At 72.9% G+C, this 25328-nt stretch carries 23 protein-coding genes; 13 read left to right on the top strand and 10 right to left on the bottom strand.

Annotated features, from left to right (window positions below; all coding sequences use genetic code 11):
• Positions 1–17: 17 nt before the first annotated feature.
• From FHX81_RS05305 to FHX81_RS05295, 3 genes are read right to left on the bottom strand one after another with little or no spacing between them, the layout of a single operon-like run.
• Positions 18–1088, bottom strand: coding sequence for a zinc-dependent alcohol dehydrogenase (locus FHX81_RS05305; RefSeq protein WP_141975589.1), 1071 nt, complete (start codon positions 1086–1088; stop codon positions 18–20).
• Positions 1076–2407 (bottom strand): MGH1-like glycoside hydrolase domain-containing protein, encoded by a 1332-nt coding sequence (locus FHX81_RS05300; protein WP_211363380.1) that lies wholly within the window; start codon positions 2405–2407, stop codon positions 1076–1078. The genes FHX81_RS05305 and FHX81_RS05300 overlap by 13 nt, the downstream gene beginning before the upstream one ends.
• A gap of 5 nt (positions 2408–2412) precedes the next feature.
• On the bottom strand, positions 2413–3180 hold the full coding sequence (locus FHX81_RS05295; RefSeq protein ID WP_211363379.1) for a sugar phosphate isomerase/epimerase family protein: 768 nt from the start codon (positions 3178–3180) through the stop codon (positions 2413–2415).
• 206 nt (positions 3181–3386) lie between these two features.
• Between FHX81_RS05295 and FHX81_RS05290 the strand changes: the two genes are divergently transcribed.
• The 6 genes from FHX81_RS05290 to FHX81_RS05265 are packed head-to-tail and all read left to right on the top strand — an operon-like array spanning position 3387 to position 10921.
• Positions 3387–4778, top strand: a complete 1392-nt coding sequence (locus tag FHX81_RS05290; RefSeq protein ID WP_141975585.1) for an ABC transporter substrate-binding protein — start codon at positions 3387–3389, stop codon at positions 4776–4778.
• Positions 4779–5717 (top strand): carbohydrate ABC transporter permease, encoded by a 939-nt coding sequence (locus FHX81_RS05285; RefSeq protein WP_141975583.1) that lies wholly within the window; start codon positions 4779–4781, stop codon positions 5715–5717.
• Complete coding sequence (locus FHX81_RS05280; protein ID WP_170231943.1) at positions 5714–6580, top strand: carbohydrate ABC transporter permease; 867 nt, start codon at positions 5714–5716, stop codon at positions 6578–6580. The genes FHX81_RS05285 and FHX81_RS05280 overlap by 4 nt, the downstream gene beginning before the upstream one ends.
• A gap of 50 nt (positions 6581–6630) precedes the next feature.
• Positions 6631–7821 (top strand): ROK family transcriptional regulator, encoded by a 1191-nt coding sequence (locus FHX81_RS05275; RefSeq protein WP_141975581.1) that lies wholly within the window; start codon positions 6631–6633, stop codon positions 7819–7821.
• Between the two features lie 17 nt (positions 7822–7838).
• Positions 7839–9995 carry an alpha-galactosidase gene (locus FHX81_RS05270; protein WP_141975579.1) on the top strand — a complete coding sequence of 719 codons (2157 nt, stop codon included), beginning with the start codon at positions 7839–7841 and terminating at the stop codon, positions 9993–9995.
• On the top strand, positions 9992–10921 hold the full coding sequence (locus FHX81_RS05265) for a Gfo/Idh/MocA family protein (protein ID WP_141975577.1): 930 nt from the start codon (positions 9992–9994) through the stop codon (positions 10919–10921). Before FHX81_RS05270 ends, FHX81_RS05265 begins: the two co-directional genes overlap by 4 nt.
• On the opposite strand, the gene FHX81_RS05260 is transcribed toward FHX81_RS05265, so the two are convergent.
• The 3 genes from FHX81_RS05260 to FHX81_RS05250 all read right to left on the bottom strand — a co-directional run bounded on the left by FHX81_RS05260 (position 10922) and on the right by FHX81_RS05250 (position 14468).
• Complete coding sequence (locus FHX81_RS05260; RefSeq protein WP_141975575.1) at positions 10922–11449, bottom strand: DUF6630 family protein; 528 nt, start codon at positions 11447–11449, stop codon at positions 10922–10924.
• A 462-nt stretch (positions 11450–11911) separates the two neighbouring features.
• Positions 11912–13342, bottom strand: a complete 1431-nt coding sequence (locus FHX81_RS05255; RefSeq protein WP_141975573.1) for an ankyrin repeat domain-containing protein — start codon at positions 13340–13342, stop codon at positions 11912–11914.
• 235 nt (positions 13343–13577) lie between these two features.
• Positions 13578–14468 (bottom strand): NAD(P)-dependent oxidoreductase, encoded by an 891-nt coding sequence (locus FHX81_RS05250; protein ID WP_141975571.1) that lies wholly within the window; start codon positions 14466–14468, stop codon positions 13578–13580.
• Between the two features lie 58 nt (positions 14469–14526).
• Between FHX81_RS05250 and FHX81_RS05245 the strand changes: the two genes are divergently transcribed.
• Positions 14527–14961 (top strand): MerR family transcriptional regulator, encoded by a 435-nt coding sequence (locus tag FHX81_RS05245; RefSeq protein WP_425473805.1) that lies wholly within the window; start codon positions 14527–14529, stop codon positions 14959–14961.
• On the opposite strand, the gene FHX81_RS05240 is transcribed toward FHX81_RS05245, so the two are convergent.
• Positions 14946–15893 carry a helix-turn-helix transcriptional regulator gene (locus FHX81_RS05240; RefSeq protein ID WP_141975569.1) on the bottom strand — a complete coding sequence of 316 codons (948 nt, stop codon included), beginning with the start codon at positions 15891–15893 and terminating at the stop codon, positions 14946–14948. The genes FHX81_RS05245 and FHX81_RS05240 overlap by 16 nt on opposite strands.
• Before the next feature lie 59 nt (positions 15894–15952).
• On the opposite strand from FHX81_RS05240, the gene FHX81_RS05235 reads away from it, so the two are divergent.
• Complete coding sequence (locus tag FHX81_RS05235) at positions 15953–17086, top strand: epoxide hydrolase family protein (protein ID WP_141975566.1); 1134 nt, start codon at positions 15953–15955, stop codon at positions 17084–17086.
• Between the two features lie 322 nt (positions 17087–17408).
• Here FHX81_RS05235 and FHX81_RS05230 read toward each other — a convergent pair whose 3' ends face one another.
• Positions 17409–17810: an anti-sigma factor antagonist gene (locus tag FHX81_RS05230; protein WP_170231942.1), complete on the bottom strand. Its 402-nt coding sequence runs from the start codon at positions 17808–17810 to the stop codon at positions 17409–17411.
• 235 nt (positions 17811–18045) lie between these two features.
• On the opposite strand from FHX81_RS05230, the gene FHX81_RS05225 reads away from it, so the two are divergent.
• A complete protein-coding gene (locus FHX81_RS05225; RefSeq protein WP_141975562.1) occupies positions 18046–19182 on the top strand; it encodes a serine hydrolase domain-containing protein in 1137 nt (378 codons plus the stop codon).
• 12 nt (positions 19183–19194) lie between these two features.
• On the opposite strand, the gene FHX81_RS05220 is transcribed toward FHX81_RS05225, so the two are convergent.
• The gene (locus tag FHX81_RS05220) at positions 19195–19947 is read right to left on the bottom strand and encodes a GAF and ANTAR domain-containing protein (protein ID WP_141975560.1); all 753 of its coding nucleotides are present in this window, start codon (positions 19945–19947) and stop codon (positions 19195–19197) included.
• A gap of 605 nt (positions 19948–20552) precedes the next feature.
• On the opposite strand from FHX81_RS05220, the gene FHX81_RS05215 reads away from it, so the two are divergent.
• Together FHX81_RS05215 and FHX81_RS05210 are read left to right on the top strand one after the other, a co-directional pair.
• Complete coding sequence (locus FHX81_RS05215; protein ID WP_141975558.1) at positions 20553–21059, top strand: AMP-binding protein; 507 nt, start codon at positions 20553–20555, stop codon at positions 21057–21059.
• A 22-nt stretch (positions 21060–21081) separates the two neighbouring features.
• Positions 21082–21750 (top strand): hypothetical protein, encoded by a 669-nt coding sequence (locus FHX81_RS05210; protein ID WP_170231941.1) that lies wholly within the window; start codon positions 21082–21084, stop codon positions 21748–21750.
• A gap of 38 nt (positions 21751–21788) precedes the next feature.
• Here the strand turns inward: FHX81_RS05210 and FHX81_RS05205 are convergent, their stop codons facing one another.
• A complete protein-coding gene (locus FHX81_RS05205; RefSeq protein WP_141975554.1) occupies positions 21789–22646 on the bottom strand; it encodes an alpha/beta fold hydrolase in 858 nt (285 codons plus the stop codon).
• Between the two features lie 710 nt (positions 22647–23356).
• Here FHX81_RS05205 and FHX81_RS05200 point away from each other — a divergent pair.
• Together FHX81_RS05200 and FHX81_RS05195 are read left to right on the top strand one after the other, a co-directional pair.
• Positions 23357–24226 carry a hypothetical protein gene (locus tag FHX81_RS05200; RefSeq protein WP_141975551.1) on the top strand — a complete coding sequence of 290 codons (870 nt, stop codon included), beginning with the start codon at positions 23357–23359 and terminating at the stop codon, positions 24224–24226.
• Positions 24227–24314: 88 nt separating this feature from the next.
• On the top strand, positions 24315–25313 hold the full coding sequence (locus FHX81_RS05195; RefSeq protein WP_281291715.1) for an L-threonylcarbamoyladenylate synthase: 999 nt from the start codon (positions 24315–24317) through the stop codon (positions 25311–25313).
• Positions 25314–25328 lie beyond the last annotated feature (15 nt).

The following is a 25328-nucleotide window of genomic DNA, read 5'->3' as shown; positions in this document are numbered from 1 at the left end:
GCGAGGGGCCGCGACCGCTACTCGTCGCCGTGCCGGTGGTCGTGCCCATCCGTGCCGCTGAACCCGAGCACGACCTGCAACGCCTGGTCCGGGCGGGTGTCGAGCAGCTCGTAGGCCCAGGCGGCGTCGGTGAACGGCACGACGTGCGAGACCAGCGGCCGGAGCCGGAGGTGCCCGGCCACGGCGAGGTCGATGACGGTGGCGTTGAGCCGCGCGCGGTCCCAGCGGTGCGCGTGCCGCGGCGCGACACCCGAGATCTGCGAGCACACCAGGTCGACCCGGTTGTGGTGGAACTCCTCGCCGAGGAACAGCCCGCGCGCCTCGCCCTGGTAGAAGCCGCCCGTGACGACACGCGCGTTGTAGGCGACGGTGCGCACGGCCTCGTGCAGCGCCTTGGGATTGCCGCTGACCTCCAGGGCGACATCGGCGCCCCGGCCGCCGGTCAACCGCCGGACCCGCTCGGCGACGCCGCCCTCACCGGCGTGCAGCGCCACGTCCGCGCCGAGCCGCCCGGCCAGCTCCAGGCGGTCCGCGAGGGCGTCGACGGCGACGACCCGCGCGCCGTTGCGCCGCGCGAGCTGGGCGACGATCTGCCCGAGCACACCCAGGCCGAACACCACGGCGGTCTCGCCGACGTGCAGGTCGGCGTCCAGCACGACGTTGAGCGCGACCGCGCCGATGTGGCTGAAGATGCCGAGCACGGGGTCCGCCGCCGGGTCGAGCACCCGCGCCGCCGCGTAGTCCTGCTCGACCACGGTCGTCGCGCGGTGGCCCCACACACCCCACACGACCTGGCCGGGGCGCACCGCGGTGACGTCGTCGCCGACCTCGACCACCTCACCGACCTCCTCGTACCCGACCACCGCCGGGTAGGCGAACTCCGGCCGGCCGGCGGTGAACAGGCGCGTGCCGGGGTCCCAGGTCTTGACGACGTGCGCGTTGGTGCCGCGGTACTGGGTCAGCTCGGTGCCCGCCGAGATGCCGGAGAACAGGGTGCGCAGCCGCACACCGGTCGCGTGCAGCGGCGGGTCGGGCTCCTCGGTGATCGTGACGCACCCCGGCGCGTCCAGCCGCACTACCGCTGCCATCGCTGGTCCTCCGGTTCCCGCGCGAGGACGTCGAGCAGCAGCGCCGCCGTCCAGCTGAAGTGGTCGGAGCCGAGCCCTTCACCGGTCACCGGGTGGAAGTACTCCCGGAACCCGGCGTCCGCGACCAGGCACACCACGTCGGCGGCGAGCCGTTCGGCGTGCTCGGTCTCGCCGTGCGCCAGCAACGCCCGCCACAGCAGCCAGGTGGTGTTCACCCACGTCGGCCCGCGCCAGTACCGGCGCAGGTCGGCGTCGGCCGCGGTCAGGTCGTAGCTGGGCACGCCCCGCACACCGGGAGCCGCGAACGACGGCCCGGCGAGGGTGTCCAGCAGCACCGGCCGGTGCCCGCCGGGCAGCAGCAGCGGCGCGAGACCCGCGACCGTGCGCTTGGCGACGGCCCGGCCGGTGCGCACGTCCAGCGCCACGTAACAACCCAGCGCCGGGTCGAACAGGCGGGTGTGCACCTGGTGGGTCAACTCGCGCGCCCGCTCGACGTGCCGCCCGGGGTCCGCGCCGACGCGGCGGGCGAGCGCCGCCAGCGCCTGCTCCGACCAGGCCAGCACGGCGCAGAACAGCGGGTCCACGACGCAGAACGGCAGGCTCGGCAGGTCGTCGTCGGCGTAGCCCCGGTCGCGGTAGGCGGCGACGACGGCCATGTACCGCGCGTAATCGGCGTCGGTGGGCCGGTGACCGGCGTCGGCGTGGCGCAGGTCCCGCCGCAGTCCCGTGATGCCGTGGGCCGGGCCGGGGTCGACCGCGTCGAGCGGTCCGTCCCACGCCGGGCTGTTGTCCAGGCCCGACTCCCACGGGTGCACGATGCCGACCAGCCCGGACGCGACCCGTCGCCGGTCGAACAGGTAGTCGTGGAAGCGGGCCAGCTCGGGGTACAGGCGGCGGACGGCCGCGTCGGTCGCCTCACCGGGGTGGCGTTCGGCGATGGTCAGCACGGCGGCGGCGTGCACCGGGGGCTGGACGAGGCCGGTGGTCGACACCCCCGGTGGTGGCCCGCCGCGGCGCGGCAGCGGCCGCCAGAACGCCGGACCGGGGAAGTAGGCGTCCTCGGGCACGGCCGGGTTGAAGACGATCTGCGGCACGCGACCGTCGCCCCACTGCGCGTCGAGCAACGCGGTCAGCTCCGCGAACGCCCGCCGCGGGTGCAGGTGCGCCTGGCCGATGGCGATGAACGCCGAGTCCCAGCTCCACTGGTGCGGGTAGAGCGCGGCCGTGGGCACGGTGGCCTTCCCGCGCCAGTTCCGCCGCAGCGTCGCGGCGGCCCGGCGCCGCAGGTCGGCGAGGTCCGGCCCGGTGTCGGAGCGCACCGGCGTCACCCGGCCCGCCGCAGCACGCCGACCGCCGCCGGCAGGCACGACCCGGCCGGCCCGGACAGCCGGCAGGCGACGCTCGCCCACCCGTCGTACCCGACGGTCGCGAGCGCCGCGAACACCGCCGGCCAGTCGAGGTGGCCCGCGCCGGGTTCGAACCCGGTGGAGTCGGCCAGCTCGACGTGACCCAGCCACGGCCCGGCGGCCCGCAGCGCGCCGGCGGGATCGGCCTCCTCGATGTTCATGTGGAACGTCGCCGCGGCCACCCGCGCGGACGGCGACCCGACCGCGCGGCACAGTCGCGCCGCTTGGTCGAGCGTGTTCACGGGCCGGCCCTCGTACCGGTTGACCGGCTGCACGCACAGCGCCACGCCTTCCCGCGCGGCCCGCCCGGCCAGGTGGCGCAGGCCGTCGACGGTCGTGCCGCGGTCCGGTGTGGACGATCGTTGCCGCGGCACCCGGCGCGGGTCGGACATCGGCACCACGACGGTTCTCGCGCCCAGCGCCGCGACCGCCGCCACCTGCCGCACACCCGGCTCGGGATCGCCCACCAGCGGCACCGCGTCCAGGCACACGGAGGGCAGCACGACACCGCGTCCGGCCGCGCGCTCGAGCACGCCGAGCCTCGCCTCGAACGCCTCGCCGCCGCCGGCACGCAGTTCGATGCCGTCGAACCCGGCCGACTGCGCGAACTCCCACTTCTGCTCGATCGAGGCGCCCGGGAGCAACTGCTCCCGACAGGCGATCTTCCACTGCGGCATGGTCGACATTAATCCCGTGATCGGTCAAAACGACAATGCGGCATCCCGATCTCGCGGTGCTCCCACCGGCGAACTCCTTGCCACGGGCCGATGCGGGCCCGAAGTGACGTCCGGATTGGCGGTTGTCACGGGACAAAACGGGGGTGTTCAGTGACGCCACCGAACACCCGGCCCCGGCCCGCGCGCACCGCGCGGACCACCGGAAGGGAGCAACCATGACCCGACGAGGACTGCGTTCGCTCGCCGCCGCCGTGCCGGTCGCGCTCGCCCTGTCGGCCTGTGGCGGCGGTGATCCCGGTGGTGGCGCGGACGGGCCGCTCGTCTTCTGGACCATCGAGGACACAGCCGACCGCGTGCGTGCCCAGGAGCGCCTGCTGGCCGCGTTCACCGAGCGGACCGGCATCGGGACGGAGCTCGTCGCGGTCGCCGAGAACCAGCTCACGACCGTGCTCACGTCGGCCGCCGCGTCCGGCGAGCTGCCCGACGTGATCGGGTCCATCTCGTTGCCGATCATGAGCCAGTTGCGCACCGACGACCTGCTCGACACCGACGCGGCCCGGCAGGTCGTGGACGCCCTCGGCGTGGACACGTTCGCGCCCCAGTCGCTGGAGCTGACCCGCGAGGGTGGAGCGCAGCTCGTCGTACCCAGCGACGGCTGGGCCCAGCTCCTGTTCTACCGCAAGGACCTGTTCGCGCAGGCCGGGTTGCGGCCCCCGACCACGTACGACGCGATCCGGCAGGCCGCGGAACGGCTCGACGGGGGCGACGTGGCCGGCATCGCCGCGAGCACCACCCCCGCCGACGTGTTCACCCACCAGACGTTCGAGCACCTGGCGCTGGCCAACGGCTGCCGCCTCGTCGGCGACGACGGGCAGGTGGCGTTGCACAGCCCGGAGTGCGTCGGCGCGTTCCGGTTCTACACCGACCTCGTCGCCCGGCACTCCCCGGCGGGCAACCAGGACGTCGACACCACCCGGGCCACCTACTTCGCGGGCCGGTCGGCGATGGTGGTCTGGTCGTCCTACCTGCTCGACGAGCTGGCCGGCCTGCGCGCCGACGCGCTGCCGACGTGCCCGCAGTGCCAGGGCGACCCGGCGTTCCTGGCGAAGAACACCGGCGTCGTCGCCGCGCTGAGCGGGCCCGACGGCGGCGAACCGACCACGTTCGGCGAGACGGCGTCGTTCGCCGTGCTCAAGGACTCCGCCACGGACGACGCGAAGAAGCTGGTCGAGTACCTGATGACCGACGGGTACCGGGACTGGCTCGCCATCGCGCCGGAGGGCAAGGTTCCGGTGCGCTCCGGCACCAAGGACAACCCGCAGGAGTACGCCGACGCGTGGCGCGCGCTCGACGTCGGCGTGGACACCAAGGCACCGCTGTCGGAGTTCTACGACGCCGAGACTCTGAAGGTCGTGCAGGACAGCCCGCGCAGCTTCAGCCGGTGGGGCTTCGCCCAGGGCAAGGGGGAGCTCGCGGGCGCGGTCGCCGGGCAGCTCGTCGTGCCCAAGGCGCTGGCCGAGGCGGTCAACGGCGGCGGTGATCCCGAGGCCGCGGCGCGCGGGGCGAGCGAGCAGGCCGCCACCATCGCGCGGGAACTCGGTGAGTAGGTGGCGCGAACGCTGAGGCAGCACGACGCCCGCACCGGGTTGCTGCTGCTCACCCCGACGCTGGTGATCGTGCTCGCGGTCGTGCTGGTTCCGCTGGCGTGGTCGGTGCTCATCGCGTTCCAGCGCGTGCGGCTGATCGACGTCGGCCGCGCGGGTCTGTTCGACGAGCTGACGTCGGACAACTTCGCCCGCGTGCTCGGCTCCGACGTGCTGTGGCGGAGCCTGCGCACGACGGTCGCGTACACGGCCGGGTCGACGGTCCTCGCCATCGCGCTCGGCCTGGTCGCCGCGCTCGCCCTGCGGCGGCCGTTCCCGGGCCGGTCGTTCGTGCGCGCCGCGATGCTCATCCCGTACGTGGCGCCGGTGGTCGCGGTCACGTTCGTGTGGCGGGTGCTGCTCAACCCGGAGTTCGGCATCGTCAACGACTGGGGGAGACGGCTGTTCGGGTGGGACGACCCCATCGCGTTCCTGTCCCAGGCACGCGGCGAGGTCACGCTGTTCGGCCTCGACGTCCCGGTGCCCACCGCGCTGCTGACCGTGATCGCGTTCGAGGGCTGGCGGTACTTCCCGTTCGCCTTCCTGTTCCTGCTCGCCCGCCTGTCGGCCCTGCCGGGCGACGTGGAGGAGGCCGCGACCGTGGACGGCGCGACGCCCGCGCAGCGGTTCCGGCACATCGTGCTGCCGCAGCTCATGCCGGTGATCGCGGTGCTCGTGGTGCTGCGCACGATCTGGACGTTCAACGAGTTCGACGACGTCTTCCTGCTCACCGGCGGCGCGGCGGGCACGGAGGTGGTGAGCGTGCGGGTGTACGAGCTGCTGACCGTGCAGCGCAACGTCGGCGCGGCGGCCGCCCAGTCCGTGCTGCTCGCCGCGGTGCTGGTCGTGCTGCTGGGCGCCTACCTGTGGTTGCTGCGGCGGCGCGAGGGGGTGAGGTCGTGAGCCGGGACCGGGTGGAACGCGCGGTGTTCGCGGTGCTCAGGCCGGTGGTGATCGTCGGCTTCCTGATCGCCACGCTGCTGCCGTTCTACGCCATGCTGGTGCTGTCGCTGCGGCCGATCGAAGACCTGTTGCGGCGGCCGGGCTCGTTGGCCGTGGACCTCAGCCGGCTCACCCTGGACACGTACGTCGACGTGCTGCGGCCGGTCGCCGAGGGCGGCCAGGGATTCCTGGGCCTGGTGGGCAACAGCGCCGTCGTGGCGACCGCGTCCGTGGTGGTGGCGTTGCTGATCGCCGTTCCCGGCGCGTACGCGGTGAGCAGGCTGGACTTCTTCGGCAGGCGGCACGTCAGCTCGCTGTTCCTGGTCGTGTACCTGTTCCCGGCCATCGTGCTCGCCATCCCGCTGTTCGTCCTGCTCACCCAGATGCAGCTGCGCGGCTCGCTGGTCGGGCTGGTGCTGGTCTACATCGCGCAGACCGTGCCGGTGGCGATCTACATGCTGAAGAACTACTTCGCGACGATCCCGGCGAGCGTCGAGGAAGCCGGTCTGGTGGACGGGTTGGGCCGGGTCGGCGTCATCCGGCGGATCAGCCTCCCGCTCGCCCTGCCCTCCGTCGTCGCGACCGGCACCTTCGTGTTCATGATCGCCTGGAACGAGTTCCTGTTCGCCCTGCTCTTCCTGGTCGAACGCCGCGACCGCTGGACCGTCTCGCTCGGGCTCGCCCAGCTGTCCGGCAGCATCGAGGTGCCCACGACCGTGCTCATGGCCGGCTCGGTCGTGATCACCCTGCCCGTGGTGCTGCTGTTCTTCCTGACCGAACGACTACTCTCCCAAGGGCTGACCAGCGGCGCGGAGAAGGGCTGAGCGCGGTGGTGGCAGCGGGTCCGACGCCGGTGGCGAGAAGGGAAACCTCGGTGGCGCGCAACGGGTTCACGGCGTCACCGGGCGAGATCCTCGCGCTGGTGCGGTCCGGCCGCGTGAAGACCCGGCGGGACCTGCAGGAACTCACCGGGCTGTCCCGCTCGACCGTGGCCCTGCGGCTCAGCCGGCTCATCTCCGCCGGGTACGTCCGCGCGGTCGAGCAGCGGCGCGGCACGGCCGGGCGACCGGCCGAGGTGCTGTCGTTCGAGGAGACCGACAAGCTGGTGCTCGCCGCCGACCTCGGCGCCACGCACGCCCGGTTCGCGCTGACCGACGCCGGCGGGCGGATGCTCGGCGAGCGCACCGAGGACCTGCCCATCGACCAGGACCCCGACGTGGTGCTCAAACTCGTGCTGCGGCGGTTCCGGGAACTGCTCAAGGCCGCCGGCCGGGACCGGACCCGGCTCGCCGGGGTGGGCGTGGGGCTGCCCGCGCCGGTCGACTTCCGCACCGGGCGACCCGTGCAGCCCCCGGTCATGCCAGGCTGGCACGGCACCGCGGTCGCCGAGACGCTGTCGGACGCGCTGGGGTGCCCGGCGTTCGTGGACAACGACGCCAACCTGCTCGGCCTCGGCGAGGTGCGCGAGCGGTACCCCGGCGTGGACAACCTGCTGTTCGTGAAGGTCGGCACCGGCATCGGCGCGGGCGTCATCCTCGGTGGCCGGCCCGAACGCGGTGCCACCGGCCAGGGCGGGGACATCGGCCACATCCGCATCGCCCGACCGGTCGACGGCGCGCGGTGCCGGTGCGGCGCCACCGGCTGCCTGGCCGCGCACGCGAGCGGCGCGGCGCTGGCCCGCCGGCTCACCGAACGCGGGATCGAGGCTCGGACCAGCCGCGACGTCGTGCGGCTGGTCGCCGGGGGCAACGCCGACGCGATCGCGCTGGTCCGGGACGCGGGCCGGCTGCTCGGCGAGGTGCTGGCGACCGCGGTGGCGCTGCTCAACCCCACCGTCGTGGTGATCGGCGGCGACCTCGCGCTCACCCGCGAGCACCTGCTCGTCGGGGTGCGCGAGCGGCTGTACGAGCGGACCGTGTCGGCGTTGACCAGCAGCCTGGCCGTGGTGGAGAGCCGGCTCGGCGACCGGGCGGGCGTCCACGGCGCCCGGCACATGGTGATCGACCAGGTGTTCTCGGCCGAGGCGGTCGACGCCCGCCTCGCACCCGAACCGCTCGCGAGGTAGCACCCCGGAGGAGGGCGATGTCGTTGGACGGCCCGGTCATCACCCGGACCACGTGTGCCGGACGACCGGCGTGGCTGCTGCGGTCCGCGGGTCACGCGATGCTGCTGTCCGCGGCGGACGGTGGCGCGGTGGTGCTCGACCACTGGGGCGGCGACGGCGGCCCGCTCGGCGGCGACTCGTACCTGCCGCACACGCCGTGGAACCGGCCCTCGCAGGCGCACTTCCTCGACGGCGTGCCGCTCGCGCACTCGGTGCACGGCGACCGGTCGTTCAAGGAACCGGGGCTGGTGGTGGTCCGCGAGGACGGCTCGTCGATCACCCGGTTGTCGTTGCGCGAAGACCACGTCGAGGACGACGTGCTGCGGCTCGTGTTCGAGGACGCCGCTTCCGGTCTCGTGGTCGAGCACCGGTTCGCGGTGTCGGTCGGGCACGGCATCGTGGTGCGTGACGTCCAGGTGGAGAACCGGGGCGTCCTGCCGTTGCGGGTGGAGCGCGTCGCCAGCGCCGTGCTCGGCCTGCCACCGGCGCGGTACGAGTCGTGGACCCTGCACGGCCGGTGGGGCGACGAGTACCGGCTGACCCGGCGCGACCTGCCGCCCGGCAAGGTGGTGCTGGACAGCAGGCGCGGGTTCACCAGCCACGAGGCCAACCCCTGGTTCGCCGTCGGCCGGGTGGGCGAGCACGGACCCGTCTGGTTCGGCGCGCTGGCGTGGAGCGGCAACTGGTCCATCGTGCTGGAGACCGAGCGCAACGAGGCACTGCACGTGGTGGCGGGCGTCAACCCGTTCGACTCCGCCTGGCACCTGGAGCCGGGGGAGGACTTCCGCACGCCGCCCCTGGTCTGCGGGTACGCCGAGGACGGGCTGGACGGCGCGGCCCGCCTGCTGCACCGCTACCAACGCGACCGCGTGCTGCCCGCGCGGCACCGCGACACGCCGCCGCCGGTGCACTACAACACCTGGCTGGCCACCTCGTTCGACGTGGAGGTGGGTCACCAGGTCGAGCTCGCCGCGCGTGCCGCCGAACTGGGCGTGGAGCTGTTCGTCGTGGACGACGGGTGGTTCGCCGCGCGGACCGACGACCACGCCGGGCTCGGCGACTGGGTGGTCGACCCGGCCAAGTTCCCCCGCGGCCTCGGCGAACTCGTCGACGAGGTGCACCGGCTCGGGATGGGGTTCGGGATCTGGCTGGAACCCGAGATGGTCAACCCCGACAGCGACCTGCACCGGGCACACCCCGACTGGGTCCTGCACCTGCCGGACCGCGAGACCACGTTGTCCCGCAACCAGCTCGTGCTCAACTTCGCCCGCGAGGACGTGCGCGAAGGCGTGTTCACGCGATTGCGCGCGCTGCTGGCCGAACACCGGATCGACTTCGTCAAGTGGGACCACAACCGCCCCTACACCGAGGTCGGCTGGCCGCAGGCGCCCCGGGAACGACGACGTGAGGTGTGGGTGCGGCACGTCCGGGGCGTCTACGAGGTGATCGGGAGGCTGCGCGCCGAGTTCCCCGACCTGATGATCGAGACCTGCGCGGGCGGCGGCGGTCGCGCGGACCTCGGCATCCTCGGCCTGGCCGACCTGGCGCAGGTCAGCGACAACACCGACCCGTCGGACCGGCTGCGCATCCAGCACGGGTTCAGCCGCGCCTACGCGCCGCGGGCGATGGTCGGCTGGGTCGCCGACGCGCCGGAGCCGACCACCGGCCGCACCAGCCCGCTGGAGTTCCGCTTCCACGTCGCCATGCAGGGCGTGCTGGGGATCTCCGGTGACATCCTGTCCTGGAGCGAGGACGAGCGGGCGCGGGCGTCGGCGTTGATCGCGGAGTACAAGCGCGTGCGGCCGACCGTCCAGGACGGCGACCAGCACTGGCTCGTGCCGCCGACCGCCGACGAGCCGTGCGCGGTGCAGTACGTGTCCCGTGACCGGCGGGAGGTCGTGGTGTTCGTCTACCAGGTGCGCGGGGTGCCGGGCGAGGGGCCGCGCCGGATCCGGTTGCGCGGGCTGGTTCCCGAGCGGCGCTACCGGCGTTCGGGCGACGGTCTCGTCACCACCGGGGCCGCGTTGATGGCCGCGGGCGTGCCGTCGGCGTTCCCACCTCCGGTCGCTCCGGGGCACACCGAGGACTGGCGGAGCCGGATCGAGGTCTGGCAGGCGGTGGAGGTGACGGGGTGAAGGTGGCGTTGATCGGCACCGGGTACATCGCCGGGCGGCACGCGGCGGCGTTGACCGGGCTCGGCGCGGAGGTCGTGGGTCACGTCGGCCGGTCCGGCGTGGAGGGAGCCGCCGCGCGGTGGGGCGGTCGGGCGTACCGGGACACGGCCGAGCTCGTGGCGAACGAGGACGTGGACGCGGCTTGGGTGTGCGTACCGCCCGGTGCTCACGGCGGGATCGAGCTGGCGCTGATCGAGGGCGGCATCCCGTTCTACGCGGAGAAGCCGATCGGCGTGGACGTGGACGTGCCGCGCCGCATCGCCGCCGCGCTGCGGGAACGGGGGGTGATGGCCGGCGCGGGTTACTACTGGCGTGGCGTGGAGGTGATCGGGGAGCTGCGCCGGATGCTCGCCGAGACGCCGCCGGTGCTGGTGCGCGCCGCCTGGCACGGCCTCGTCCCGCCCGTGCCGTGGTGGCGGGTCGAGGCGGAGAGCGGGGGACAGGTCGTGGAGCAGGCCACCCACCTGGTCGACCTGGCCCGGTTCCTGCTCGGCGAGGCGGAAGTCGTCCACGCCGCCGCGCGGCACGTGCCGCTCGCCGACCACCCGGACCTGGACGTGGCCGTCGTCAGCGCCGCCACGCTCGCGTTCGACTCGGGCCCGCTGGGGGTGTTCACCGCGACGTGCGTCCTGCACGCCACCGTGGACGCCGAGGTGGAGTTCCACTGCGAGGGGCGGAAGGTGACGCTGACGAACAAGGTCCTTCGGCGCGAGGACGCCGACGGCACCCACGAGACCCCGATCGGCCGCGACCCGCTGGTGATCGCCGACGAACGCTTCCTGGCCGCCGTGCGGGAGCAGGACCCCCGCCTCCTGGTGTGCGACTACGCCGACGCGTTGCGCACGCAGGAACTCTGCTGCCGGGTGCGGGACGCGGCGACCGGGTGATCAGGAGCCGGTCGCGGGCGCGCCGAGGACGCTCGCGGTGAAGGGCGTCGCCCCGGCGAGGTCGACCAGCGCGTCCACGCGGCCGGCGGGGAGCAGGACGAGCGGGTAGCAGTCCGACTCGATGTCGAGCACCGCGAGCGCGGTGCCGGTCGCCCGCAGCTCGGCGCCCGCGCGGTCGAGGAAGTCGTAGGCGGGCACATCGCCGTCGGCCCGGTCGAACCACGCCCACGCATCGGCCCGGGGTGGGCTGGAGCGCAACGCGCGCAGCCGGCCGACGATCTCGTCGGCCGCTTCCTTCCAGTCGACCTCGGCGAGCAGGTCGTGGTCGGTCAGCGCGTCGACCAGCGCGATCCACGCCAGCTCCGGGATCGGGTCGTCGATGCCGCGCTCGTCCAGCCGGTCGGCGTGGGTGCGCAGGTAGCCGTCCGGGTCGTCGTGGGCCTCGGTGACGCGGACGGCGACGTCCGGCACGTCCGGGGCCAGCAGGGCGGCCAGCCCGACCAGGGCGTTCCGGACCGTTGACGACACGTGCGCCTCCTCGTTCGAGCGGGCCGTGATCCTAGCAACGGCGATGCGGACCATGGTGCTTAACCGATTCATTACCTGATTCGACGGTGGTGTCCTCTTGATCGGCATCCGGTGAGACTTGCTCATCAATCAACCGGTTAACTGAATGCGTTCGCGTTCGGACCGGTGTACGTGCCGTAGACGTTGCCCGGAAGACCCGGGAAGAGGTTCGTCCAAGGGTGCCCGCCGCCACGACGTGCCGTCCGGGGCGAAACGGAACCGCACCGTCGACCCCCGGACCGCGAGGAAAACGGCGTGCATCGCCCACCCGCCGGCCCTTCCGCTGTGCTTCCTCCTGTTCGACGGCGAGTGCTCTCGCCTTGTTGCCGCGATTCCGCCGATGCCCCATGCGCGACAGGACAACGATGTCGTCCCACCCGAACCGCTGATCCGCGCAACTGCGACCGGGGACGGGTAGAGCGGTCAGGCGGTCAGGGGTTCGAGCAGGTCCACGGTGGCCGCCCGGTCGAAGTGCCGGGCCCAGTCGAGCGGGGTCGCGTCGAAGCGCCGGTCGCGCAGGTCGGGGTCGGCACCCAGGTCCAGCAGCCGGCGCGTGAGCTCGACGTCGCCCGCCATCGCGCTGTGGTGCAACGCCGTCTCCCACGCCTCTTCGACCGGGGCGTCACCGCGACCGTAGGCGTTCACGTCGAAGCCGAGTTCCACCAGCAGCGCCACCGCCTCGCCGCCTGCCCGAGCCGCCGCCCACACGACGAGGCCGGGCCGACCGCGGCGGGCCCGCGCCACGACATCGGGGTGGTCGGAGCGGAGTCGGTCGACCGCGGACCGGTCGGCTCGGAACGCGGCGGCGATCAGCTCGCGCACCGGATCGGGGCCGGGCGGCGTGGCACCTCGGGCGAGGAGGTGGTCGGCGATCTCCCGGTCACCGCCGAGCTGGGCCAGCTCGACCGGCGTCCTGCCGTCGCCGGGGCTCCACGCGGGCCCGTCCCCCTCGAACGGGGAGTGGAAGTCGACGCCGTGCTCCACCAGCAGCCGCACGCGGGCGGCCTGGTGGTGCTCGACCGCCCAGCGGAGCTGGACGCGCAGCAACCGCGCCGGCGAGTCCAGCTCCGCGATGCGCGTCCGCCACGGGCCGCCGTCCCCGGTGCCGAGCCCGTGGTCGAACAGCAACTCCAAGTGCGAGTCGTCCGGCTCGAACATCCTGTTGTACAGGGCCTGCGCGTCATTCGGATCCGCGCCCGCCTCCAGCAGCAACCGGCCCAACGCCCGCCACCGCGGGTGCGGCGGCTGACGGCGACTGCCCAGCTCCCCGTGCCCGAACACCCCGGTCAGCACCGTGAAGGGCGACGGCAGGCCGTCGAAGAGGTAGCCGTCGTTCGGGTCCGCACCGGCGTCGAGCAGCCGCCGCGCGACCGCGAGGACCCGCTCCACCGGCACGGCCGGGTCGAACCGCGAGTAGGCGAGGTAGAACAGCGGCCGCCACCGGAACGGGCCACCTCGTTCGGCCGCCAACCCCGGCTGCCCGTCCAGCAGCCGCCCGACGTCCTCCGGCCGGGCAGCCGCCGCGGCCGCCCAGATGTCCGACGAGGTCAGCTCGGGACGCTCGGCCAGCAACCGCCGTGCTCGCGCCCACCGCTCCGGTCCGTCCTCGCGGCTGTAGGTCAGGCAGGCGAGCCGGCTGAACTCGTCCGCCGGGTCGGCCGACGGCACCGTGCCGACCCTGGTGTCGCTGGAGTGCTCGGCCGCGGTCTCGAGGTACCGCCCGAGCCGGGGCCAACTTGGCGAACCCGTGCTCGCGCGCGACGACGAACTGCGCCGTGCCGAGCGGGAACGCGCCGACCCGGTCGAGCGCACGGGGAAGGTGGCGGGCCACTCGCCCGACCGCGTCGGGGTCACCGGCCCGGACGGCGCGCTGCAAGGCGCGGGCCTGCCGGCGGAAGCGGTCGAGGTGCGGACGTTCGGGCATGCCCAGGGGCACGACGATCTCCTCTCGTCTGCCTGCTGCCCGCTCGGTCAGGCCGAAAGGAGAACGGTGGTGACACGTGGCGCACCGACCAGGTGGGCTGAGCCCATTCCCGCGGACCGGTGGCTCCCTGGCAGCCGACGCCATCGTAACCCGGCCACCGGCCCGTCACCCCGTGGCTCGCCCGGGCGGTCCTGAGGGCGTGCGGAACAGTTCGATCATCGCGGCGTACCCGTCACCGCCCCGGCCGCCGGCGACGGCGCGCTCGGCCAGTCCCGCGATGAACCTCGGCAACTCGGCGTTGACCCCGCTCGCCTCGCTCTCCCGGACCAGGTACTCCATCGCGGTCAGGTGGGAGGCGATGGTCGCGTCCACCCCGGGGTAAGCGCCCTCGTCGACCTGGTCCGCGTACCCGGCCAACCAGCCGGCCGCCGTCGCGATGCTGCGCCGCGCGAACGGGACGAAGGCCGAAGCCCCCGCGCCCGCCGCTCCCAGCAGGGCCGCGCCGTGCAGGAAGCCGTTGAGCACGCTCCACATGAGGCTGACCCCGGCCCCCGCGTACAACGACGACAGCCCGTGGTCGGCTCCCAGGTGCACCGGCTCGCCGAGGACGCGCAGGACCTCCTCGTGCGCCTCGAACGCCGAACGCGGCCCGCTGTACAGGACCGACGACCCGGCCGTGCCGATGTCCTGCGGCATCCCCATGATCGCGCCCGCCAGGTAGCCGTCCACTCCCGCCACCCCGGCGACCTCCCGCATCTCCACCGACGTGGCCGAGGTGAGGTTCACCAGCAGCTTGCCGTCGAGCCCACCGCCCACCGGCCGCAGCAGCCCTCGCACCACGTCGTGATCGGCGACGCAGACGACCACCACCGACCCGGCCGCCACGGCTTCCTCGACCGAATCGACGCGCACCGCCCCCTCGGCGACCAACCGCGCGGCCTTCCCGGGCGTCCGGTTCCACACCGTCGTAGGAAACCCGGCCCGCACGAACGCTCCCGCCAACGCCCGCCCCATCGAGCCGAGCCCGACCACCGCCACAGACTTCTCCACACCCATCGTCGTCTCCCTCGACCCACGCGGAACCCGTACCGGCATCCTGAACGTTCACACCGGTATGAAGGTCAAGGGCAAGCCGGGGATGCTGATCGGGGAACTCAGCCGCCGCACCGGCGTCCGCACCCACCAACTCCGCTACTACGAGGCACAGGGCCTGCTCGAACCCGACCGCGGCGCGGGCGGCTACCGCGAGTACACCGACGACGCGGTCCTGACCGTCAACCAGATCACGAAACTGCTGGGCGCCGGCCTCTCGACCGAGGAGATCGCCCACGTGCTCCCGTGCACCACCGGCCCGACCCCGACCCTGGCGCCCTGCCCGGAACTCCTCGAAGGCCTCCGCGCCCGCCTCCAGGCGCTGGACGACCGCCTCGCCACCCTCACCCGGTCCCGCGAGGCCCTCGCCGACTACATCGCCGTCACGGAACGCACTGCTGCCCGTCGGTCGCCCGGACCGCCGACGACGCCCCGGGGTGGTCAGGCGCGGGCGTAGCGTTCGGCGAGGGCGTGCAGCAGTGGCCTCAGCTCGTCGGGTGACTCGACGGTGAAGTCCATGTTCAGCATGCCGATGTAGGCGGCGATCGTGTCCAGTGAGTCGGCGCCGGTGACGAGGATCGAGGTGGTGTCGGTGACCGTCTCGACCACGCCGACGGCCGGGTGGATCCGGTCGAGGACGGCTTGGGCCGGTGCGTCGACCCGCAGGCGCGCGTGGACCTGCCAGCCGGTGGCCGCGACGCGGCGCATGGTGAAGCTGGTGTAGTCCTCGTCGGGGAGGTCGGTGGGGGCGAACCGGCGGTGGGTGCGCATGCGTGGCGTGACCCAGTCCGCCCGGTAGACGTCCCACTCGCCGCTGGACGGGTCGCGGGCCACGAGGTACCAGCGTCGTTTCCAGGCGAGCAGGCGGTAGGGCTCGACGAGCAGCGGGGTGTCGCGGTAGTCGAAGCGGAACCACTCGACGTCGTGGATCGCGGTCGCGATGGCGCGCAGCACGGCCGGGTCGACCTCGGGGTCCGGGGCGTCGGTGTCGGTGTTCTCCGGCGCGTGGTCGACGACCGAGGCCAGCGCCTCCACCGTCGGTCGCAGGCGGGGCGGCAGGACCTGTTCGAGCTTGGCCAGCGCGCGGGCGCTGGAGGTCTCGAGCCCGGCGATGCCCCGGCCGGCGCGCAGCCCGATCGCCACGGCCACCGCCTCCTCGTCGTCCAGCAGCAGCGGGGGGAGCTTGCCGCCCGCTCCGAGCCGGTAGCCGCCCGTCGCGCCGCGGGTGGCTTCGACGGGGTAGTCGAGCGTGCGGAGGCGCTCCACGTCGTTGCGGATGGTGCGGGTCGTGACGCCCAGCCGGTCGGCGAGCTCGGCGCCGCTCCACGACGGGCGCGACTGGAACAGGCCCAGGAGCGCGAGGAGTCGTGCCGATGTGTCCGCGGTCATGGCCACGACCTCCGTCTTTAGGAACGAGGCTTTCCTATAGGCACTCTAGCGTCTGTGCCATGACGAACACGGAGATCCGCCCCTTCCGCATCCAGGTCACGCAGGCCGAGCTGGACGACCTCACCGGTCGCCTCGACCGCACCCGCCTGCCACAACCGGCGCCGGGCGACACCTGGGAACACGGCACCCCCAACCACTACCTGCGGGAAGCCGTGACGGCATGGCGCGCGTTCGACTGGCGCGCCGCCGAGCGGCGCATCAACGCCCACCCGCACCACGTCACCCGGATCCAGGACCAACCGATCCACTTCATCCACGCCCGGTCACCGCACGAGGACGCGACACCGCTGCTGCTCGCGCACACCTACCCCGGCTCGTCGGTCGACTACCTCGACATGATCGGCACGCTCACCGACCCCGTCGCCCACGGCGGGCGCGCCGAGGACGCCTTCCACGTCGTCGTGCCGGACGCACCCGGCTTCGGCTTCTCCACCCCGGTCACCGAACCGGGCTGGACCACCGCCCGCGTGGCCCGCGCCTACGACACCCTCATGCGCCGCCTCGGCTACCAGCGCTACGGCGTCCACGGCTCCGACCACGGCGCGATGGTCGCCCGCGAACTCGGCGTCCTGGCCCCGCGGGGCTTCCTCGGCCTGCACGTGCTGCAACTGTTCTCCTTCCCCTCCGGCGACCCCGCCGAGTTCGAACGACTCCAACCCCACGACCACGCCGGCCTGGAGCACATGCGGTGGTTCCAGAAGGTCGGCGGCTACACCACCATGAACGCCGGCAGGCCCCAGACGATCGCGGCCGGGCTCAGCGACTCGCCGATCGGGCTGCTGGCCTACAGCGAGCTGTTCAACTCCTTCGGCAACGGCACGTCCCTGGTGCCCCTGGACACCATCCTCACCGAGGTGTCGGTCAACTGGTTCGCGAACGCCGCCGCCGGCATGGCCCGCTCCTACCACGACAACGCCGCCGCCCCCACCGGGCAGCCCGCCCCGATCAACGCCGCCCCGACCGGCGTGGCCGTGTTCGCCGACGACTTCCAGACCATCAAGACCTTCGCGGAACGCGACAACCCGACCATCGTGCACTGGAGCCGCTTCGACAAAGGCGGCCACTTCGCCGCACTCGAAGTCCCCGAAATCCTGGCCGACGACATCCGGGCGTTCTTCACCGCCCTGCGATGACCTCCCGGGAACGACCTCCCGACCCCCGGTCCGCGACAGGCGGAGCGGGGGCGGGTTTTCAGCGGGCGCGCCTCCACGAAGCGGTTCGTCCGCCGGGCAGCGAAGGGTGTGCTGGTGCTGCGATGCGGAACCGGCCGGCGGTCGGCACCGGGTCCGGCGAGTCGATCCGCGCCCGGCTCGGTCCCTCCGGCCACCGAACCGATGGCCGGGCAAGCGCCATCCCCGTTCTGATCATCGACGCGACCCTCCCCGTCGACGTCGACGACTCCAGAGCGCCCCCGCGGGCACGCGCCGTTCGACACCGAGCACCGCAGGACCGGCGTCAAGCGTCTTGCGGGTCGGCCTCCGACGGGTGCGCCCCGAACCGGGTGGCGGCGACGGCCCGGTCCACGTCCGGGTACAGGTCGAACACCTGACCCAGGTTGGTGGCCTCGAAGGGGCGCAGCACGGCGCGGTGATCGGCCACCAGGACGAACCGCACGCCACCCCGGTCGGCGTGCCCGGCGGCCTCGACCAGCAGCGCCAAGCCGCTGGAGCCGATGAACGTCACCCCGGTCAGGTCGACCACCACCTGTTCGGGGGCGCGGTCCAGCCAGGCCAGGAGCTCGGGCCGCACCGCGTCCACGGCGTTCACGTCGATCTCGCCCGCGATGCGCAGCACCGGCACGCCGTCCACCGTGACGGCCCGCACCGCTGCCGCGGCCGCGTTGTCGTCGTCCGCCACCGCAATTCCCCCCAGCTCTCGTCGTCAGGTGCCCGGGCTGCGCCTCAATCCTGATCGAGCCGGTCCGAGCACCGCAACAGCAGGCACTGACACCGGCCACGTCCGCCGGCGCGGTCGGTGTCAGGGCCGTGTCAGCCCCGTGTCCGGCTCATCGCGAACGGTGGTGTCGACAACCGAACGACCAGGTCGGTGATCCACGCCGATCACCCCCTCCCGACCCGAGGAGTGCACGACCATGTCCACCACCGCAGCAGACCGGAACGAGCCGACGCCCCGCCCGAGTCACGACCGACCGGAACTGCACCGGGCCCTTGAGCACATCGTCGCCTCCGGCATCACCGGGATCACGATGCGCGTGCACGACGAGCGGGGTGAATGGGTCGGTGCCGCCGGTGTGGGAGAGCTGGGCGGCACCTCGAAGCCCCCGGTCGACGGGCACGTCCGCATCGGCAGCAACACCAAGACGTTCATCGCGACCCTGGTCCTGCTACTGGTGGCGGAAGGCCGGGTGGGACTGGACGCACCGGTGGCCGACCACCTGCGCGGGTTCGGGATCGACGAGCGGGTCACCGCGCGGATGCTGTTGCAGCACACCAGCGGGATCTTCAACTTCACGGGCGAGTACTACGCCGACGGGACGGTCGCGCCCGGCATCGCCGCCACCACCGCGGGCAGGGAGTGGGTGGACAACCGGTTCAGGACCTACCGGCCGGAAGAACTCGTGCGACTGGCGCTGGCCAAGCCGGCGCGGTTCGAGCCGGGGACGGACTGGAGCTACTCGAACACCAACTACGTCCTGGCCCGGCTGCTGGTCGAGGAGGTCACCGGCAGGTCGGTGGCCGACGAGGCGCAGCGGCTGATCGTGGGGCCCCTCGGCCTGACGGGTACCGCGGTGCCGACCACACCGGAGATCCCCGAGCCGCACGCCCACGCCTACTACCGGTACGAGGACGACGGCCGGGAGACGACGGTCGACGTCACCCGCCAGAACCCCTCCTGGATCTCCAGCGGCGGCGACATGATCTCCACCAGCGCGGACCTGCACACGTTCATCTCCGCGTTGACGGGTGGCGGGCTCCTGCCCGCCGAACTGCTCGCCGAGATGTGCGAGCCGCACCCGACGCCCATCCCGAACATGGGTTACGGCCTGGGCGTGTTCGTGCAGGACACCGGACCGGGCGGCACCGTCGTCACGCACAACGGCGGCGCGGCCGGCCACGCGGCGCTGATGTACAGCACGCCCGACGGCCGCAAGACCCTCACCGCCACGCTGAACTACGTGGACGACGCCGCGCTGTCACTGGCCGTGCCGTTCCAGCAGGCGACGCGGAGGCTCGTCGACGAGGTGTTCGGCGGCGGTCGGGCGCGGTAGGTCTCCGCCGGGTCAGGGCAGGGCGACAGCGGTGATGCGGTGCCGGGTCAGCGCTTGGGCGAAGTCTCCGCGCTCGTGCGCGGCCACGAGGTCGTGGGCGATGTCGCGCAGCTTGCGGTTGGTGTGCTGGGACGCCTGCCGCAGCAGCGTGAAGCTCTGGTCGGTGTCGTGGGAGAAGTGGCGCATCAGCAGGCCCTGGGCCACGCCGATGGTGTGGCGGGTGTCGAGCGCCGTGGTCAGGTGCCGCACCATCTGCTTGCTGTGGTGCACCAGGTCGATGTTGTCCATGGCGATGCCGGCGTGCAGGGCGATCAGCATGATGATGTCGTAGGAGTGGTCGTTGAACCGGTGGGACTCCCTCGACAGCAGCACCGCCGCGGCGGTGGGGGAGTGCTCGGTGGGCAGGGGCAGCACGAGGCAGCTGCGGTGGCCGTGCTCGGCCAGGCGTGCGGCGAACAGCGGCCAGCGGTGGTCCTGCGTGGTGTCGCCCAGGCGGCGCGGTTCGCGGTAGCGCAGCACCTCGCGGACCGGATCGGCCCCGTCCGCGGCGAGGTCGGGCGGCGCGTGACCGGTGGACGCGGCGATGTCGATCCCACCCCGGCGGTCGACCGCGAGGAACGCCGTGTCGCAGCCCGGGACGGTGCGGACCAGGTGCTCGGTGAACCGGCGTCCGACGGCCTCGTGCTCCTCGTCCTCGACCAACCGGCCCATCCGGGCCAGCTCGGCGGCCAGAACGCGGACGGAGACATCCTGGTCACGTGTCATCGATGCACCCCTCGATCAGCCGCGCTCCGCGTGACGGCCGCGAGACCGGGCGGAGCTGGGAACCCGGGATGCTGCTTTGCTGAACACCCTCCGGTCGGACAACCTAGTGCATCCGGGCCGGGCCTCCTCCAGGCAGACCGCGGCGGGGCAGCCGTGCCCGGTACCGCGGCGCGGGGCCGCACCGGTCGGATCTTTCAGTCCACCCGTCAGCGCAGCGGCGTCGGAGCGCGTTCCGGTGTCACCGGTGGAATCGCCGCATGACAGGCGGTCGCGGGATCGACGGGAATCGCTTTCCGCATTTGTCGACCCCTGGTCGTGTTATTGCTTCGGTCGGCGGCGTCCTCCGCTCAGGGGGGCGATGTGTTCGCGGGGTTGACGGGTTTGGACGACCTGATCACCTTCCCTCAGGGCCAGGACGGGGTTGCGCCGAATCCCGACTCGACCAGTGGCCTCGTTTCACGGAACGTCGCCGTGTGATCCGGCTCGGCGCCCTGTTCCGGCGTTCCCGGACACGCCATCCGCTCACGACGAATGCGTGAACCGGTGGTCTCGCACGAAAGAATGAAAGAACGGGATGAACGGCATCGAACGTGGGGCCCTGACCCGTGCCGCGCGGACACGGCCGGACGCCGGGGTGGTCGTGGTCGACGCGGCCGGCCGGGCCGATTCACCCGCGGCTCCTGGACCGGGCACGGCGCATCCTCGGCGGACTCCGGGCCCGTGGTGCGAGGCCGGGTGACGCCGTCCTGCTCTGCGGGCTGCCGCTCGACGACCTCTTCCCGTCGTTCTGGGCATGCGCGCTCGGCGGCCTCCGACCCGCCATGATCGCCGACCACGTCGAAGAGGGCTCGCCCACCGCGGAGCGGTTCTCGCACACCTGGAGCGCGGTGCAGGAGCCGGTGGTGCTCGCCGGCCCCTCGACGGCGCGGTCGCTGGCGGGGTTCGCCCAGGACGTCCGGGCTCTCACGGCGGACGAGTGCACGCGGCACGAACCCGCCCGTGCCCACGAGGGCGAGCGGCAGGACGACATCGTGCTGTCCTCCGGCAGCACGGGCGCGCCGAAGGCGATCCCCCTCACCGAACGGGCGCTGGTGCTGTTCGCGGCCAGTTAGAGGCGGGTCCTGGACGTGTGCCGTGCGCTTCCACGTAGGAGAGCGATCCACCCGACACCCCGGCACGGCGCAGTGCGCGCCGCACCACGTCGACCCGGCCCGCCACACCGGGCTGTGGCAGCGGCACCACGAGCGGGCGGACCCCTCGGTCTACAACGTCGTCCAGCGGGTCGACATCGACGGGGACCTGGATCCCGCCGCGCCGGCGCGGGCGTTCCGGGACCTGGTGCGCCGGCACGCCGCGCTGCGCACCAGGGCGGTGCGACGCGACGGCGACCTCCTGGTCGAAGTGCTCGACACCGTGCGGGTCGACCTGCCGGTCACCGACCTCGCGGGTACGCCGCGGGAGGTCGACCGGTGGTGCCGGGCGCACGAAGTCGTCGGCCTGCACGACCGGGCCGCGGCGGACTCGCTCTTCCCGACCACCCTGTTCACCGTCGTCACCACCCCACCACCGACCTTCTCCCTGGCCGACGCGACCGCGGTGGTGATGACGCCGACGCGACCGGGGTCGGCGCGCAACGAGCCGTACGTCGTGCTGGTGCCCTCGGCCGACGGGATCCACGTGGTGATGGAGTACTCGACCGACCTGTTCGACAACGCGACCGTCGTGTCGATGGGTGCCGAGTTCAGCCGAACACCGGCATCACTCGTCGACGCCCCCCGCCAACCGCTGAGGTCGGGCCTGTGACGCAGCCACCGGCCCGACCCCTGTTCGTCGCCGGATGGTCAGGACCGGGCGCGGCGGGCGTTCTCGACGATCGCGTCGATGATGGTCGGCCACGCTCCGGGCGGGAGGTCGTGCCCCAGGTCGGGGACGAGCACGAGCCGCGCACCGCCGATCGCGGCCGCGGTCGCCTCGCCGCCGGAGTGGTGGCACATGCGGTCCGCGGTTCCGTGGATGACGACCGTCGGAGTCGTGACCAGTGCGAGCTGGTCGGTTCGATCGCCCGCCGCGCGCACGGCCCGGTACTGCCTGCGTCGACCTGCGCGGTGGTCGGGGTCGCGGCGGAACGAGAGCGCGGTCGCCCGCCTGATCTCGTCGAGGTCCTGCTCGAAGCCGGGGGAGCCGATGGTCTCGAACAGCCGCACGCGCCGCTCGACGGCCTGCTGTTCGGTGCGGGCAGACCGGGAGAACAGGTGGCGGAGCAGCCGCACCGAGGTGCGTCCCTTGCCTCGGCGGCCGGTGGTGGACATGAGCGACGCCAGGCTGAGCACCCGTGACGGGTGGCGCGCGGCCACGACCTGGGCGATCATCCCACCCATCGACGCGCCCACCAGGTGGGCGCGCTCGACGCCGAGCGCGTCGAGGAGCCCGACGGTGTCGGCGGCCATGTCGGCCAGCGCGTACTCGGCTCCGGGCAGGTGCGTCGAGCGGCCGGCGTCGCGGTTGTCGAAGCGGACGACGTGGAAGCCGCACTCGGCGAGCCGTCGGCAGAACCCGTCGGGCCAGTGCACGAGCTGGAACCCCAGGCCCATGATCAGCAGCAGCACGGGCTGCCGCTCGTCGCCGAAGGTCTCGTAGCAGAGCTCGACGTCGTTGGCGGTGGCGACTCGTTCCGCCGCGCCGGCCGTGTGGTCGTGCATGACTGTTCCGCCGTTCAGGATGAGGTCGACTGCGGCGCTCGACGCCCCGGGTCGCGCCGCACCGCGCGGGGGACGGGGTCTCGAACCCGGTTCGTGCCGGCTCACGGTGTACCACTCGGTGCCGGCGGAGGTCGACCGAGTTGTCCGAGGCGACCACACCCGCGCCGCCCTGACGGGCTTGGCCCGCGCGATCGTTGACGGCCGTCGCCGGGGCCGCCGGCACCGGTCGCTGCTCGACAACCGCGGGTGGGGGTCGTGGCGGCCGACGTCCGGCCCGGTGTCGGTCGACCGCGAGACCTTCGCCCGAGCGGTCGAGCCGAGCGCGCGTTGGTACGGCGAGGTCGCGCGCACCGGAGTGCGCTGACGCCGGTGGAAGTGGAGAACTGACGGGATGCGCATTCCGCACGGCACCGACGGCGTGCGATCCGGTCGCACCGGGGGTGGGACACCGAGCCGGTGATCGGGTGCCCGGCCGGGCAACGGGGTGTCCGGCCCGGCACACCGCCCGGCCGAACCCGCTGCCATCCCGAATTCACTCATCCGATCGGGATGACAACCGACCCGGGTCACCGGTGCGGCCCTGACGACGTCGGCACGATATTCGCATTACCCGGATTGTCCCAACCACGACCGTGCCACCTCATCGAGTGATTATTCGGCTCATTCACTGCGTTACGCTCGATCGAGGGGAGTCGAGGCCGTTCCACCGGATGGCTACGTCGCACTGGGCGATGGAATTCGGCGACAAGCTCCTGTCGACAGGCGCGTCCTACGCGGCGTTCCTGGTCGTCAAGCCGCCGCTGTACCCGGTCGACGACACCGATGAGCACCTCGACCTGCCCACTGGGGCGTTCACCTACGCCCGCCTCGACGGAGGCTCCGATCCCGGCCCGACCCCGGTCACCTACGTGCTGGACCTGCCGGCGGTGCCGACCAAGAGCCCAGGGCCCGACAAGCCGGAGTCGACCTCCTACCAGGAGCCCGCCGACCAGCCCGTGGTGACCGACCGCGCCTTCACCGTGCCCTACGTCATGGTCGAGGACGACGACCGGTCGGAGAAGTGGAAGGTCGACAAGTCGCCCTTCCGCACCCTCACCCGTCAGCGCACCTACCACCGGATCTTCCGGCACGACAACCGGCAGGGCTCCGTAGCACAGCACGACGGCCGGCAGGTCACCACCGGCGTCACGAAGGACAGCAGCCGGACCTTCGGCACCAGGACCGGGGTGACTGTCGGTCAGCGCCTCCCTCGAACTCGGCTACGAACGCCGCTACGGGGTGTCGGTCATGGAGGAGGTCACCAAGACCGTGACCTGTACACCGCGCCGCACAGTTGCGGCGCGCTGTGGCTGGAGCAGCACAAGCTCTTCCCCGCCCGCGGCGACGGCAGCCTCGTCGGCGGCGACGCCGTCCTCGACTTCGACGTCGACAACGCCGTGACCGGCGAATACCCGCCCGAAGCGGGCGTGCGCCACACCGAACGGCTGGTCACCACCGACGCGGCCGACGTGGAGGTGCCGGTCAGTCGGCCGTCTCCGACCGACTCCCCGGCCGGAGCGGCCCCGCGTCCACCGTCCTGATCGGGCTTCCGGCAGCGAACGCCGTACTCGTCGGCCTCCGAGCCACCTGGCCGGTCGCCTCTGCGCCACTCGCAGTACGTTGTCGCGGGTGGCGGAGAGGATTGCGAGTCCAGTGGCAACGAGCGGTGATCTGGAGAAGGCGGCCGGTGTGCTCCGAGCCGGAGGGCTGGTGGCCTTCCCGACGGAGACCGTCTACGGCCTGGGCGCCAACGCCGAGGATCCCGCCGCGGTCGCGCGTGTCTTCCAGGCCAAGGGCCGCCCGTCGGACCACCCGTTGATCGTGCACATCGGCGGGCCGGAGCAGTTGGGTGACTGGGTGGAGGACGTGCCCGCGACGGCGCGCCTGTTGGCCGGGAGGTTCTGGCCCGGGGCGTTGACGTTGGTCCTGCGGCGCGGTACGCGGGTGCCCCGGGAAGCGACCGGTGGGCTGGAGACGGTGGCGGTGCGGGTGCCCGACCACCCCGTCGCGCTCGCGCTGCTGTCGGCGTTCGGCGGTGGCGTCGCGGCTCCGTCGGCTAACCGCTTCGGTTCGGTCAGCCCCACGACGGCGGACCACGTGCGCGCCGAGCTGGGTGACGCCGTCGACTTCGTGCTGGACGGCGGCCCCTGCGAGGTGGGGGTCGAGTCGACCATCGTCGACGTCACCGGCGACGTCCCGAGCGTCCTGCGGCCCGGTGGGGTGACGCGCGAAGACCTCGAAGCGGTGCTGGGTCGCCCGCTCGCGGTGCACTCGACGAGCCGGGTCCGGGTGCCGGGCCAGCACCCGTCGCACTACGCGCCACGAGCGCGGGTCGTCCTGGTCGAGCCGGAGCAGGTCGTCGCCGAAGCGCGGCTCGCGCAGGAATCGGGACACCGGGTGGGCGTTCTCCTGCCGTCCGCTTTCGCCGGTGTTCCGGTGCGGGCGCACGCCGTGGTGGAGGTCCCCAGGTCGATGGACGCCTACGCCCGGGAGCTCTACGGGTCCCTCCGCGAGCTCGACCGGCGGGGATGCGACCTCGTCGTCGCGTCCCTGCCGGAGGAGGAAGGGCTGGGACTGGCGATCGCCAACCGGCTCCGCCGCGCCGCCGGGCCCCGACGCTCCGGATGACCGGCGTCGAGCCCC

Source organism: Saccharothrix saharensis, from assembly GCF_006716745.1.
In the GTDB taxonomy this organism is placed as follows: domain Bacteria; phylum Actinomycetota; class Actinomycetes; order Mycobacteriales; family Pseudonocardiaceae; genus Actinosynnema; species Actinosynnema saharense.
The sequence above is the reverse complement of the archived record's forward strand: the minus strand, read 5'-3'. Positions and strand labels throughout refer to the sequence as shown.

Coding starts and splice junctions, on each gene's coding strand:
- FHX81_RS05295 (WP_211363379.1), bottom strand. CDS start 3,180: ATGTCGACCATGCCGCAGTGGAAGATCGCCTGTCGGGAGCAGTTGCTC.
- FHX81_RS05225 (WP_141975562.1), top strand. CDS start 18,046: ATGTCCACCACCGCAGCAGACCGGAACGAGCCGACGCCCCGCCCGAGT.
- FHX81_RS05305 (WP_141975589.1), bottom strand. CDS start 1,088: ATGGCAGCGGTAGTGCGGCTGGACGCGCCGGGGTGCGTCACGATCACC.
- FHX81_RS05200 (WP_141975551.1), top strand. CDS start 23,357: ATGGCTACGTCGCACTGGGCGATGGAATTCGGCGACAAGCTCCTGTCG.
- FHX81_RS05240 (WP_141975569.1), bottom strand. CDS start 15,893: ATGACCGCGGACACATCGGCACGACTCCTCGCGCTCCTGGGCCTGTTC.
- FHX81_RS05290 (WP_141975585.1), top strand. CDS start 3,387: ATGACCCGACGAGGACTGCGTTCGCTCGCCGCCGCCGTGCCGGTCGCG.
- FHX81_RS05235 (WP_141975566.1), top strand. CDS start 15,953: ATGACGAACACGGAGATCCGCCCCTTCCGCATCCAGGTCACGCAGGCC.
- FHX81_RS05250 (WP_141975571.1), bottom strand. CDS start 14,468: ATGGGTGTGGAGAAGTCTGTGGCGGTGGTCGGGCTCGGCTCGATGGGG.
- FHX81_RS05220 (WP_141975560.1), bottom strand. CDS start 19,947: ATGACACGTGACCAGGATGTCTCCGTCCGCGTTCTGGCCGCCGAGCTG.
- FHX81_RS05245 (WP_425473805.1), top strand. CDS start 14,527: ATGAAGGTCAAGGGCAAGCCGGGGATGCTGATCGGGGAACTCAGCCGC.
- FHX81_RS05205 (WP_141975554.1), bottom strand. CDS start 22,646: ATGCACGACCACACGGCCGGCGCGGCGGAACGAGTCGCCACCGCCAAC.
- FHX81_RS05270 (WP_141975579.1), top strand. CDS start 7,839: ATGTCGTTGGACGGCCCGGTCATCACCCGGACCACGTGTGCCGGACGA.